Raw genomic sequence first — 12,456 nt, forward strand, 5'->3', positions numbered from 1 at the left:
TATCAGTCCTGCCACTGTAGCCCCGGTAAGCGCAGCGCTGCCGGGGAAATCCCCCTCCATTCCCTCTTCCTCTCTGTGCTACCATAAGCCCATATCACGCCCGTAGTCATTCAGTAGAGAAAGCGTTATGTCCTCCAGAATCCTGACCACCAGCATTGCTGGTATTGATGCCTTTATGCGCGACCCACGCGGTGTGTTGACCCACGCCGAAGGTGGCACAGTTGCGGTTTTTGCCGACAACGCTCCGGCGTTTTACGCAATCACACCGGAACGTCTGGCACAGCTCCTGGAAACTGAAGCGCAATTGTCACGCCCGGCGAGTGATATCACGCTGGATAACCAGTTCTTCGATGAGCCGGTTAACGCGCCCGTGACCGTTCCGATGGGAAAATTTGCCCTCTACGCGGGCTGGCAACCGGATGCAGATTTTCAGCGCCAGGCCGCGCTGTGGGGCATTGCGTTAACCCAGCCGGCTACCGCTGAAGAGCTCGCCGCATTTACCGCCTGGTGGCAGGCGGAAGGTAAAGTCTTCACCCATATTCAGTGGCAGCAAAAGCTCGCGCGTCATCTGCAAATTACCCGCGCCAGCAACAATGGCCAGCCAAAACGCGATATCAACGCGTTTTCCGAACCGGATAAACAGATCCCGAGTGGATTCCGAGGTGCGAAATGAAGAATGTCGGCGACCTGATGAAACGACTGCAAAAAATGATGCCTGCCAACGTAAAGCCCGCTTTCACGACGGGGGAAGAGCTGCTGGCGTGGCAAAAAGAGCAGGGAAAGATCCGCGCCGCGGCCCTCGCCCGCGAAAACCGGGCGATGAAAATGCAGCGCACCTTCAACCGTTCCGGTATTCGTCCCCTGCACCAGAATTGCTCGTTTGATAACTATAAAATCGAGACCAACGGGCAGATGAACGCGCTCGCCGCCGCACGTCAGTATGTTGATGAATTCGACGGCAATATCGCCAGCTTCATCTTCAGCGGTAAGCCGGGCACCGGTAAAAACCATCTGGCCGCCGCCATTTGCAACGAACTGCTTCTGCGCGGGAAGTCGGTCCTTATCATCACCGTGGCCGATATCATGTCTGCGATGAAAGACACCTTCAGCAACCGGGAAACCAGCGAAGAGCAACTGCTTAACGATCTGAGTAATGTGGATTTGCTGGTCATCGATGAGATCGGGGTTCAGACCGAATCCCGTTATGAAAAGGTGATCATCAACCAGATTGTCGATCGCCGCTCCTCCTCCAAGCGCCCCACCGGCATGTTAACGAACCACAATATCGATGAGATGACCCGCTTGCTGGGGGAACGCGTCATGGACCGCATGAAGCTGGGTAACAGCCTGTATGTCATCTTCGACTGGGAAAGTTACCGCAGCCGCGTCACCGGCAAAGAGTATTAAGACAGTTCCAGGAATCGCCGACAGGGCGCAGGTATATACTGGAACCCCTTCCGGCCCAAAACGGACCTTTTTGAGAAAGCCAATATGAAAAAACAGATTGTTATCAGCACCTTTTTAGGCGCGCTGCTGGTTACCGGCGCAGCGCAGGCAGCCTCCTGGCAGGAGTCGTTGTCAAGCGCCGCAAACCAGCTGACCAAAGAGAGCAGCTCTTCTCAGGGCGGCCTCTCCGCCTCTTCCCTCACCAGCCTGCTGGGTAACAGCGCCCAGAGCCTGAGCGCGGGCACGATGAACAACGCGGCGGGGATTCTGGAATATTGCGCGAAGCAAAAACTGGCCTCCGTGACCGACGCGCAAAACGTGAAAAACCAGGTGCTGGGTAAACTGGGTCTGGATACCCAGGAGCAGAAAGCGGATACCAACTATATGGACGGTATTCAGGGTCTGCTTAATGCGCAAAACGGCCAGCAGCTTAACCTGAGCACTCTCGGCAACTCGTCACTGGCAAAAGAGGTGAAAACCAAAGCCTGCGATCTGGTGCTGAAACAAGGCGTTAATTTCATCTCCTGATCGGCCCCATTTTCTGCCACAACACGCCGCGTTTAATGCGATAGTCTTGCAACGCGGCGCTAAACGAGCATTTTCCCTACCAGCCACCGTCAGAGCGTCCGTTTGTCAGGATGCGACACCCTTCATAAAAACGATTTTCTAAACCAAATCCTAACAACAGCACACTTTCGTGACACTAAAATTGCAGCTAAACGACATCGCAATTACATTGTATGACCTAAAAAATAAACAGTTAGCCAGCGAAGCACCTGGCGTCATGAGGATATGCTGTTGTCAGAATTAATGTCCCTTGCCCTTTTTCTGGCTTCTGTCGGCGTCTATGCCTGGAAAGCCGGCCGTAACACCTGGTGGTTTATCGCCACGCTGGTGGTGCTTGGCATTTTTATTATTTTAAACATTACTTTATACGCCAGCGATTACTTTACCGGTGACGGCATTAACGACGCGGTGCTCTACACGCTGACGAACAGCCTGACCGGCGCAGGCGTAGGTAAGTACATACTTCCGGGGCTCGGCCTCGTCGTCGCGCTGGTGACGATTTTTGGCGCGCTTGCCTGGGTCTTGCGTCGACGTCGCCATCATCCGCACCACCATGGTTACAGCCTGCTGGCGTTAGTTTTGGCGCTGGCCTCCGTCGACGCCAGCCCGGCGTTCCATCAGATCACCGAGCTGGTGAAATCCCAGTCGCGCGACGGCGACCCGGATTTTGTGGCCTACTACAAAGAACCGTCGAAAACGATCGCCAACCCGAAACTCAATCTGGTCTATATCTACGGTGAAAGCCTGGAGCGCACCTACTTTGATAACGACGCCTTCCCGAACCTGACGCCAGACCTGGGCGCACTGAAAAACGAAGGCCTCGATTTCAGCCACACCATGCAGTTACCCGGTACGGACTACACCATCGCCGGGATGGTCGCCTCCCAGTGCGGTATTCCGCTGTTCGCCCCTTTTGAAGGGAACGCCTCAGCCTCAATGTCGACGTTCTTCCCCCAAAATATTTGCCTCGGCGACATCCTGAAAAACTCCGGCTACGAAAACTATTTTATGCAGGGGGCAAACCTGCGCTTCGCCGGAAAAGATGTGTTCCTGAAATCCCACGGTTTTGACCACCTGTACGGCTCGGAAGAGTTAAAAACGACGGTGGCCGATCCGGGCTACCGTAACGACTGGGGCTTCTATGACGATACCGTGCTGGACGAAACCTGGAAGAAATTCGAGGAACTCTCCCGCGCGGGCAAACGCTTCTCGCTCTTTGCCCTGACGGTGGATACGCATCATCCGGATGGGTTCGTCTCACGCACCTGTAAGCGCAAACGCTATGATGTCGATGGCAAAAACAACACTTCCTTCAGCGCCGTGACCTGTAGCCAGGAGCACATCGCCGCGCTGGTCGAGAAGATCAAAGCCTCGCCCTGGTTTAAAAACACCGTCATCGTCATCTCGTCTGACCATCTGGCGATGAAAAACAGCGCCTGGGATCAGCTCAACAAGCAGGATCGCAGCAATCTGTTCTTCGTCCTGCGCGGCGACCAGCCGCGGCAGGAGGTGATCGCCACCAAACGCAACTCCATGGATAACGGGGCGACCGTGCTGGACATTCTGGGCGGAGATAATTTTATTGGCCTTGGCCGCAGCACGCTGTCGGGGCAATCCCTGTCAGAAGTGTTCCTCAACATGAAGGAGAAAATCCTCGCCTGGAAGCCAGACATCATCCGCCTGTGGAACTTCCCGAAAGAGATGAAAGACTTCACCATCGATCGCGATAAAAACACCATTGCCTTCTCGGGCAGCAACTTCCGTCTGCCGCTGCTGTTACGCGTGTCGGAGAGTCGCGTCGAGCCGCTGCCGGAGAGCGAATATTCCGCGCCGCTGCGTTATCAGCTCGCCGATTTTGCCCCGCGCGATAACTTTGTCTGGGTTGACAGATGCTACAAAATGGGCCAGCTCTGGTCCCAGCCGCTGGCGCTCTCTACCGACTGGTGCGTCTCTCAGGGCCAGCTTGGCGGGGAGCAAACCGTTCAGCATGTGGATAAAGCGGTATGGAAAGGCAAAACCGCTTTCAAAGACGCGGTGATTGATACCGCACGCTATCAGCGTAACGTCGACATGCTGAAAATCGTCGATAACGATATTCGCTACAAGGCGGACAGCTTTATCTTTAACGTGGCCGGCGCGCCGGAAGAGGTGAAACAGTTTAGCGGCATCTCCCGTCCGGAGTCCTGGGGGCGCTGGTCGAACGCGCAGCTGGGCAACGAGGTGAAAATTGAGTACACCCATCCTCTGCCGGAACAATTTGATCTGGTGATCACGGCCCGAGCGTACGGCCCCAACGCCAACAAGCCCGTGCCGGTCCGCGTGGGCGATAGCGAGCAGACGCTGACGCTTGGAAACGACGTGACCACACACACGCTGCATTTTGACAATCCCTCACGCAGCAATACCCTGGTGATTGTGCCACCTGACCCGCAGTCGACGAATGAGGGGAATATCCTTGGACACTCACCGCGTGAGATTGGGATTGGCATGGTAGAGATCAAAATTGTGAGAACCGCAGGCTGATGGTTGACCTTCACATTACCGTTCGTCCCACACGTTCCGGCGATGTGGCCGCCCTGTCCGCTATTGAACGCGCGGCGGCCGGACGATTTCGTGACATCCCGGAATTCGCCTGGCTTGCTGACGGCGAGGTCATTACCGCTGAGCAACACCTCGACTATGCCGAACGCGGGTTCAGCTGGCTGGCGCTGGCGAACGGCCGCCCCGTGGGGTTTATCCTTACCGAAGCGCACGCGTCGTCGCTGTTTATTGTGGAGCTTTCGGTTGATCGGGCCTGGCAGGGAAAAGGGATAGGTCGACAACTCATCGCCTGTGCGGCTGACCATGCCCGCAAAATGGGGCTGACAGCGTTAACGTTGACGACGTTTCGCGAGGTGCCATGGAATGCGCCGTTCTATGCGCGGCTGGGGTTTGAATACGTCACTGAACTCACGCCTGAGCTACGTCAGAAGAGGGAAGAAGAGGCAGAGCACGGTCTGGCGTATGACGCTCGCTGCGCCATGCGCCTGCCTCTTTAATATCGCCCACCGGGCCTAAAAAACCTGAACCGTAGGCCGGGTAAGGCGAAGCCGCCACCCGGCACCACCCACGGCGTTAGAAGGTTTCCCAGTTATCACCGGCATCGGCAGTCGCGGTTTTACGCGTCATCACCGGCGCGGACACCGTTTTTGCGGATGCAAACTCGCGCGCTTTCATCTGCTCCTGCTGAATGCGGAACACCGCCACAGCCTGCGTCAGGCGGCTCGCCTGCTCTTCCAGCGCGGCCGCAGCCGCGGCAGACTCTTCTACCAGCGAGGCGTTCTGCTGGGTCACACGATCCATCTCCGCCACCGCCAGACCCACCTGGTCGATACCGCGGCTCTGTTCGTCAGACGCAGAGGCGATCTCCCCCATGATGTCCGTTACGCGGGTGACCGCATTCACGATCTCACCCATGGTTTCACCGGCACTTTCCACCAGGGTTGAGCCCACTTCCACACGGCCCACGGAGTCTTCGATCAGGCTCTTGATCTCACGTGCCGCCTGGGCGCTGCGCTGTGCCAGGTTACGCACTTCACCTGCCACCACCGCAAAACCACGACCCTGCTCGCCCGCACGCGCCGCTTCAACCGCCGCGTTCAGAGCCAGAATGTTGGTCTGGAAAGCAATACCGTCGATCACGCTGATAATGTCGGCAATTTTCTGCGAACTGCCCGCGATATCGCGCATGGTTTGCACCACGTTATCCACCACTTTACCGCCTTTCTGCGCGGTTTCAGAGGCGCTCAGCGCAAGATGGCTCGCCTGACGGGCGTTCTCGGCGTTCTGCTTAACGGTCGCCGTCAGCTGTTCCATACTGGCAGCGGTCTCTTCCAGGGAAGCCGCCTGCTGTTCAGTACGGGAGGAGAGGTCGTTATTGCCCATCGCGATTTCGCTCGCGCCGCTGTAGATAGCATTCGCGCCGTTACGCACGTCGCCAACGGTCCTCACCAGCTCACTCTGCATATGACGCAGCGAGTCGGCCAGTTCACCCATCTCGTTAGCGCCTTGCACCTCAATGCGCTTCACCAGGTCGCCGCTGGCGATATGGCGAATGTTGTCGATCAGACGCGTCAGCGGGGAGATCAGCGCCTGCTTGATACCCAGCCAGACAGCCACGATCACCACCAGCACGGCAATCAGCACGCTTACCAGCACCCAGATAGCCTGGCTGAAGGAGCTGTTGCTGTCTTCAACCGCAATCTGGTATAGCTTGTCGTTCTGCTGCAGGTAGCTCACATACTGCTTCTCAAAACCGTCCTGGTAGCTCTGGGTCGGTTGATCGAAGAAGGCGTTGATTTTGCCTGCACCCAGCAGCTGAATCAGCTCCGCCAGCGCACCGTGGTAAATGTCATAGTTGCGTTTGATCTCCATCGCTTCAGCGTCGTTTTGACGCGGATCGCGCGGCAGGGCTTCGTAGGCAGCCCAGTTTTTTTCCGCCTGTTTCAGAGACGCAGATGCAATTTGCATCAAATCGTTAACGGTCGCGCCGCTGCCGATATTGCTCTGATCCATCATATAGCGGATACCCGCACGGTTCAGGGTATTACGGGTTTGCAGCAACGCTACCCAGCTGGCGTTCAGCGTGGACTGTTGCTGACGAATGGTTTGCAGAACAGTGAAATTCTCTTTGTCATGCTTAAGGGCATTGAAGAAAAGACCACCGGATGTGAGTTGTAAAAGGCCAAATATCGCTAAAACCAGCATTAAACTGGTGACAATCTTGATACGGTTTAACATGTTTTCTCTTTCCTCAGACAGATACAGAATTTTCGGCCTGGAAAGAGAAAACTTTACGAAAATCATCCTGGAATTTGGGGTTTTTACTCTTCTTCCCGCGCTGCGTTATGCCGGTTTCCGAGCGCAATAAACTCTTCCAGCAGCGCGGTCAGCTGTTTCATCTTCTCCGGGGTATATTCCGCCTCAATCTGCTGATACGCCTCTTCCACCTGTGCCTGGGCGTGCTCATACAGCGCAGTGCCCTCTTTGGTGAGCGACACGTACAGCTTGCGCTGGTCGTTCACCGGCTTTAAGCGCAGCACCAGGCCGTCGCGCTCCATCCGCGTCAGAATGCCGGTCAGGCTCGGGCGCAAAATACAGGTACGAAACGCCAGATCGTGAAAATCCATCGACGGATGTTCAGCCAACACGCGCACAATCCGCCACTGCTGCTCGGTCAGGTTATGGCGCTTCACAATCGGTCGGAAGTACGACATCGCCGCTTCCCGCGCCTGTAACAGCGCAATGGTTAATGAGTCATGCATAGCTCTCCCCTTCACATCATTAACAAGTAAACAATCACTAAAAGATGTTTTTATAAACAACGCGTTTTCTGTCAAAAAGTCTAACAGAAACCCGCCAATTTTATTAACACGCTGATTTACTTTGAAATAATGATTGACATGTAAATTTATTGTTATTCATATCACAAATTCTTCACTTCTGATTGCGAAATAAACAGCAAAAGCTTAAAACCAGATCATTAACATATTAATGAAATCACCACCCGGACCACCGGGGTGAGGAGTATGTGAATGAAAGGTACTGTTTTTGCCGTGGCGCTGAACCATCAAAGCCAGCGTCAAGCCTGGCGTGAGGCGTTCGAAAAAGCCCCCTACAACACCCCGCCAAAAACGGCGGTGTGGTTCATCAAGCCACATAACACCGTGATTCGCACCGGCGAGCCGATCCCCTTCCCGCAGGGGGAAACGGTATTAAGCGGTGCGACGGTCGCACTGGTGGTGGGCAAAACCGCCAGCAGGGTGCGCGTCGAGAATGCCGCGGAGTACATCGCAGGATATGCGCTGGCCAACGAGGTGAGCCTGCCGGAAGAGAGCTTCTACCGCCCGGCCATCAAGGCCAAATGCCGCGACGGATTCTGCCCGCTCGGCGAGCTGGCCGCCGTTGATAACGTGGATAACCTGACCATCATCACCGAGATCAACGGTCGCGAAGCGGACCACTGGAACACCGCCGATCTGCAGCGTAACGCCGCCGAACTGCTGAGTGCCCTGAGCGAGTTCGCCACCCTCAATCCGGGTGATGCCATTCTGCTCGGCACCCCACACTCCCGCGTCGCGCTGCAGCCGGGAGATCGCGTGCGCATTCTGGCGAAAGGATTTCCCCCGCTGGAAAACGCGGTGGTGGCTGAACGCGACGTGGCCATCGCTCACGGCGCGCATCCGCATCCCACGCTGTTTGCCCTCGGTCTGAACTACGCCGATCACGCCAGCGAGCTGGACTTCAAGCCGCCGACCGAGCCGCTGGTGTTTATCAAAGCGCCGAATACCTTTAACGGCGACAACCAGACCTCGGTACGCCCGAACAACGTTGAGTACATGCACTACGAGGCGGAGCTGGTGGTGGTTATCGGGAAAACCGCGCGCAAGGTCAGTGAAGCCGAGGCGATGGACTATGTCGCGGGGTATACGGTCTGCAACGACTACGCCATCCGCGACTATCTGGAAAACTACTACCGACCAAATCTGCGGGTCAAAAGCCGCGACGGGCTGACGCCCATTTCCCCGAACATCGTGCCGAAAGCGGCCATTCCCGACCCGCACAACCTCACCCTGCGCACCTTCGTCAACGGCGAGCTGCGCCAGGAAGGGACCACGGCGGATCTGATCTTCAGCATCCCGTACCTGATTGCGTATCTGAGCGATTTTATGACCCTGCAGCCCGGCGACATGATTGCCACCGGCACGCCGAAAGGGCTCTCCGACGTGGTGCCGGGCGATGAAGTGGTGGTGGAAGTGGAGGGCGTTGGACGCCTGGTGAACCGGATTGTGAATGAGGAGACGGCAAAATGAAAAAAATTAACCACTGGATCAACGGCAAAAACGTGGCGGGAAGCGACTACTTCCACACTACCAACCCGGCCTCCGGCGAGGTACTGGCAGAAGTGGCCTCCGGCGGTGAAGCCGAAGTCCATCAGGCCGTGGCGGCGGCAAAAGAGGCCTTCCCGAAATGGGCCAACCTGCCAATGAAAGAGCGCGCGCGCCTGATGCGTCGCCTGGGGGAGCTGATCGACCAGAACGTCCCGGAGATCGCCGCCATGGAGACCGCCGATACCGGCCTGCCGATCCACCAGACCAAAAACGTCCTCATTCCGCGCGCCTCGCACAACTTCGAATTCTTCGCCGAGGTGTGCCAGCAGATGAACGGCAAAACCTACCCGGTTGACGACAAGATGCTCAACTACACCCTGGTGCAGCCGGTGGGCGTCTGCGCGCTGGTGTCGCCGTGGAACGTGCCGTTTATGACCGCCACCTGGAAGGTCGCCCCGTGCCTGGCGTTAGGCAATACCGCGGTGCTGAAGATGTCTGAACTCTCCCCGCTGACCGCCGATCGTCTGGGCGAGCTGGCGCTGGAGGCGGGCATTCCGGCGGGCGTGCTGAATGTGGTGCAGGGCTACGGCGCCACGGCGGGCGACGCGCTGGTGCGCCATCACGACGTGCGCGCCGTCTCCTTTACCGGCGGCACCGCCACCGGGCGCAACATCATGAAAAACGCCGGGCTGAAGAAGTACTCCATGGAGCTGGGCGGCAAATCCCCGGTGCTGATTTTTGAGGATGCCGACATCGAGCGCGCGCTGGATGCCGCCCTGTTCACCATCTTCTCCATCAACGGCGAGCGCTGCACCGCCGGCTCGCGCATCTTCATCCAGCAGAGCATCTACCCGGAATTCGTGAAGCGCTTTGCCGAGCGCGCCAACCGCCTGCGCGTGGGCGACCCGACGGATCCGAACACCCAGATTGGCGCGCTGATCAGCAAGCAGCACTGGGAAAAAGTCTCGGGCTACATTCGCCTCGGCATTGAAGAGGGGGCAACCCTGCTGGCGGGTGGTCCGGACAAGCCAGCCGACCTGCCTGCGCACCTGAAGGGCGGCAACTTCCTGCGCCCGACCGTGCTGGCGGATGTCGACAACCGCATGCGTGTGGCGCAGGAAGAGATCTTCGGGCCGGTGGCCTGCCTGCTGCCGTTTAAAGATGAAGCGGAAGGCCTGCGTCTGGCCAACGACGTGGAGTACGGCCTGGCGTCATACATCTGGACCCAGGACGTCAGCAAAGTGCTGCGTCTGGCGCGCAACATCGAAGCCGGCATGGTGTTCGTCAACACCCAGAACGTGCGTGACCTGCGCCAGCCGTTTGGCGGCGTCAAGGCCTCCGGCACCGGGCGCGAAGGCGGCGAATACAGCTTTGAGGTGTTCGCGGAGATGAAGAACGTCTGCATCTCCATGGGCGACCATCCGATTCCAAAGTGGGGGATCTGATCATGGGTAAACTGGCGTTAGCAGCAAAAATCACCCACGTGCCGTCGATGTACCTCTCCGAGCTGCCGGGTAAAAACCACGGCTGCCGTCAGGGTGCCATCGACGGGCATAAAGAGATCAGCAAGCGCTGCCGCGAGCTGGGCGTGGACACTATCATCGTGTTTGACACCCACTGGCTGGTGAACAGCGCCTATCACATCAACTGTGCGGACCATTTCTCTGGCGTCTACACCAGCAACGAGCTGCCACACTTTATCCGCGACATGACCTACGACTACGACGGCAACCCGGAACTTGGCCAGCTGATCGCCGACGAGGCGGTGAAGCTCGGCGTGCGCGCCAAAGCGCACAACATTCCGAGCCTCAAGCTGGAGTACGGCACGCTGGTGCCGATGCGCTACATGAACGCGGATAAGCACTTCAAAGTGGTCTCCATCTCGGCGTTCTGCACGGTTCACGACTTCGCCGACAGCCGCAGGCTGGGCGAGGCCATCGTCAGCGCCATCGAAAAATACGACGGTACCGTGGCGGTGCTCGCCAGCGGCTCGCTGTCGCACCGCTTTATTGACGACCAGCGCGCGGAGGAAGGGATGAACAGCTACACCCGCGAGTTCGACCGCCAGATGGACGAACGGGTGGTGAAGCTCTGGCGCGAGGGCCAGTTCAAAGAATTCTGCAGCATGCTGCCGGAGTATGCCGACTACTGCTACGGCGAGGGCAACATGCACGACACGGTGATGCTGCTGGGGATGCTCGGCTGGGACAAATACGACGGCAAGGTGGAGTTTCTCACCGAGCTGTTCGCCAGCTCCGGCACCGGCCAGGTTAACGCCGTTTTCCCTCTGCCCGCCTAAGGAGCCACCATGCCGCACTTTATTGCTGAATGCACCGACAACATCCGCGAGCAGGCCGACCTGCCGGGGCTGTTCGCCAAAGTCAACGAGGCGCTGGCCGCCACGGGCATCTTCCCGCTCGGCGGTATCCGCAGCCGCGCCCACTGGCTGGATACCTGGCAGATGGCCGACGGTAAACATGATTACGCCTTTGTCCATATGACACTGAAGATAGGTGCCGGGCGCAGCCTGGAGAGCCGGGAAGAGGTGGGTGAAATGCTGTTTGCGCTGATCAAAACGCATTTTGCAGAGCTGATGGCGAGCCGCTATCTGGCGCTGTCGTTTGAGCTGGACGAACTGCACCCGACGCTCAATTACAAACAAAACAACGTGCACGCGTTGTTTAAATAGCGAGCGCACACCGCCCCTTACATCGTAGGCCGGGTAAGCAAAGCGCCACCCGGCAACAGCCGCATAAAGGATATCGCCATGCTCGACAAACACACCCACACCCTGATCGCCCATCGCCTGCATCAGGCGGAGCAGTCCCGGGAACAGATCCGCCAGATCTCCCTCGACTACCCGACGATCACCCTTGACGACGCCTACGCCGTTCAGCGCGAATGGGTCAGCCTGAAAATTGCCGAAGGCCGCGTGCTGAAGGGCCACAAGATCGGCCTCACCTCCAAAGCGATGCAGGCCAGCTCGCAGATTAGCGAACCGGACTACGGCGCACTGCTGGACGACATGTTCTTCCACGACGGCAGCGACATCCCCGTCGATCGGTTTATCGTCCCGCGCATCGAAGTGGAGCTTGCCTTCGTGCTGGCAAAACCGCTGCGCGGCCCGAACTGCACCCTCTTCGACGTCTACAACGCCACGGATTACGTCATCCCCGCGCTGGAGCTGATCGACGCCCGCTGCCACAACGTCGACCCGGAAACCCAGCGCCCGCGCAAGGTCTTCGACACCATCTCCGATAACGCCGCCAACGCGGGGGTGATCCTCGGCGGCCGCCCGATTAAGCCCGACGAGCTGGATCTGCGCTGGATCTCCGCCCTGCTTTACCGAAACGGCGTCATCGAAGAGACCGGCGTCGCCGCAGGCGTGCTTAACCACCCGGCCAACGGCGTGGCGTGGCTGGCAAACAAGCTCGCCCCGTATGACGTGCAGCTGGAGCCCGGGCAGATCATCCTCGGCGGCTCGTTTACCCGCCCGGTGACCGCCAGCCGAGGCGACACCTTCCACGTGGACTACGGCAACATGGGCGCCATCAGCTGCCGCTTTGTTTAGGAG

The 12,456-nt window shown here is 58.0% G+C and carries 12 protein-coding genes; 10 read left to right on the forward strand and 2 right to left on the reverse strand.

Annotated features, from left to right (window positions below; genetic code table 11):
• Nucleotides 1-127: 127 nt before the first annotated feature.
• The 5 genes from dnaT to EKN83_RS17710 all read left to right on the forward strand — a co-directional run bounded on the left by dnaT (nt 128) and on the right by EKN83_RS17710 (nt 5,051).
• Nucleotides 128-673, forward strand: coding sequence for a primosomal protein DnaT (gene dnaT, locus EKN83_RS17690; protein WP_025757460.1), 546 nt, complete (start codon nt 128-130; stop codon nt 671-673).
• Nucleotides 670-1,407: a DNA replication protein DnaC gene (gene dnaC / locus EKN83_RS17695; RefSeq protein WP_014168503.1), complete on the forward strand. Its 738-nt coding sequence runs from the start codon at nt 670-672 to the stop codon at nt 1,405-1,407. Before dnaT ends, dnaC begins: the two co-directional genes overlap by 4 nt.
• A gap of 84 nt (nt 1,408-1,491) precedes the next feature.
• Nucleotides 1,492-1,974 carry a DUF2501 domain-containing protein gene (locus tag EKN83_RS17700; protein ID WP_025757456.1) on the forward strand — a complete coding sequence of 161 codons (483 nt, stop codon included), beginning with the start codon at nt 1,492-1,494 and terminating at the stop codon, nt 1,972-1,974.
• Nucleotides 1,975-2,244: 270 nt separating this feature from the next.
• Nucleotides 2,245-4,536: a phosphatidylglycerol--membrane-oligosaccharide glycerophosphotransferase gene (opgB, locus tag EKN83_RS17705; protein WP_126801380.1), complete on the forward strand. Its 2,292-nt coding sequence runs from the start codon at nt 2,245-2,247 to the stop codon at nt 4,534-4,536.
• Nucleotides 4,536-5,051: a GNAT family N-acetyltransferase gene (locus EKN83_RS17710; RefSeq protein WP_126801381.1), complete on the forward strand. Its 516-nt coding sequence runs from the start codon at nt 4,536-4,538 to the stop codon at nt 5,049-5,051. Before opgB ends, EKN83_RS17710 begins: the two co-directional genes overlap by 1 nt.
• 76 nt (nt 5,052-5,127) lie before the next feature.
• Here the strand turns inward: EKN83_RS17710 and tsr are convergent, their stop codons facing one another.
• Together tsr and hpaR are read right to left on the reverse strand one after the other, a co-directional pair.
• A complete protein-coding gene (gene tsr / locus EKN83_RS17715; RefSeq protein ID WP_025757452.1) occupies nt 5,128-6,792 on the reverse strand; it encodes a methyl-accepting chemotaxis protein in 1,665 nt (554 codons plus the stop codon).
• 83 nt (nt 6,793-6,875) lie between these two features.
• On the reverse strand, nt 6,876-7,316 hold the full coding sequence (gene hpaR / locus EKN83_RS17720; RefSeq protein ID WP_025757450.1) for a homoprotocatechuate degradation operon regulator HpaR: 441 nt from the start codon (nt 7,314-7,316) through the stop codon (nt 6,876-6,878).
• Between the two features lie 270 nt (nt 7,317-7,586).
• Between hpaR and hpaG the strand changes: the two genes are divergently transcribed.
• The 5 genes from hpaG (at nt 7,587) to hpaH (ending at nt 12,453) form a co-directional block, all read left to right on the forward strand.
• Nucleotides 7,587-8,864, forward strand: coding sequence for a 4-hydroxyphenylacetate degradation bifunctional isomerase/decarboxylase (gene hpaG, locus EKN83_RS17725; protein ID WP_126801382.1), 1,278 nt, complete (start codon nt 7,587-7,589; stop codon nt 8,862-8,864).
• Complete coding sequence (hpaE, locus tag EKN83_RS17730; RefSeq protein ID WP_126801383.1) at nt 8,861-10,327, forward strand: 5-carboxymethyl-2-hydroxymuconate semialdehyde dehydrogenase; 1,467 nt, start codon at nt 8,861-8,863, stop codon at nt 10,325-10,327. Before hpaG ends, hpaE begins: the two co-directional genes overlap by 4 nt.
• A 2-nt stretch (nt 10,328-10,329) precedes the next feature.
• Complete coding sequence (gene hpaD, locus EKN83_RS17735) at nt 10,330-11,181, forward strand: 3,4-dihydroxyphenylacetate 2,3-dioxygenase (protein WP_014830538.1); 852 nt, start codon at nt 10,330-10,332, stop codon at nt 11,179-11,181.
• Between the two features lie 9 nt (nt 11,182-11,190).
• The gene (locus EKN83_RS17740; protein ID WP_025757445.1) at nt 11,191-11,571 is read left to right on the forward strand and encodes a 5-carboxymethyl-2-hydroxymuconate Delta-isomerase; all 381 of its coding nucleotides are present in this window, start codon (nt 11,191-11,193) and stop codon (nt 11,569-11,571) included.
• Between the two features lie 78 nt (nt 11,572-11,649).
• Nucleotides 11,650-12,453, forward strand: a complete 804-nt coding sequence (hpaH, locus tag EKN83_RS17745) for a 2-oxo-hept-4-ene-1,7-dioate hydratase (protein WP_025757444.1) — start codon at nt 11,650-11,652, stop codon at nt 12,451-12,453.
• Nucleotides 12,454-12,456 lie beyond the last annotated feature (3 nt).

The organism is Enterobacter sp. WCHEn090032, from assembly GCF_003986875.1.
Taxonomy (GTDB): domain Bacteria; phylum Pseudomonadota; class Gammaproteobacteria; order Enterobacterales; family Enterobacteriaceae; genus Enterobacter; species Enterobacter sichuanensis.

What these genes read in the sequence shown, in the direction of transcription:
- hpaR (WP_025757450.1), bottom strand. Translation starts at nt 7,316, where the DNA reads ATGCATGACTCATTAACCATTGCGCTGTTACAGGCGCGGGAAGCGGCG.
- hpaE (WP_126801383.1), top strand. Translation starts at nt 8,861, where the DNA reads ATGAAAAAAATTAACCACTGGATCAACGGCAAAAACGTGGCGGGAAGC.
- hpaG (WP_126801382.1), top strand. Translation starts at nt 7,587, where the DNA reads ATGAAAGGTACTGTTTTTGCCGTGGCGCTGAACCATCAAAGCCAGCGT.
- EKN83_RS17700 (WP_025757456.1), top strand. Translation starts at nt 1,492, where the DNA reads ATGAAAAAACAGATTGTTATCAGCACCTTTTTAGGCGCGCTGCTGGTT.
- dnaC (WP_014168503.1), top strand. Translation starts at nt 670, where the DNA reads ATGAAGAATGTCGGCGACCTGATGAAACGACTGCAAAAAATGATGCCT.
- hpaH (WP_025757444.1), top strand. Translation starts at nt 11,650, where the DNA reads ATGCTCGACAAACACACCCACACCCTGATCGCCCATCGCCTGCATCAG.
- dnaT (WP_025757460.1), top strand. Translation starts at nt 128, where the DNA reads ATGTCCTCCAGAATCCTGACCACCAGCATTGCTGGTATTGATGCCTTT.
- tsr (WP_025757452.1), bottom strand. Translation starts at nt 6,792, where the DNA reads ATGTTAAACCGTATCAAGATTGTCACCAGTTTAATGCTGGTTTTAGCG.
- hpaD (WP_014830538.1), top strand. Translation starts at nt 10,330, where the DNA reads ATGGGTAAACTGGCGTTAGCAGCAAAAATCACCCACGTGCCGTCGATG.
- EKN83_RS17740 (WP_025757445.1), top strand. Translation starts at nt 11,191, where the DNA reads ATGCCGCACTTTATTGCTGAATGCACCGACAACATCCGCGAGCAGGCC.
- EKN83_RS17710 (WP_126801381.1), top strand. Translation starts at nt 4,536, where the DNA reads ATGGTTGACCTTCACATTACCGTTCGTCCCACACGTTCCGGCGATGTG.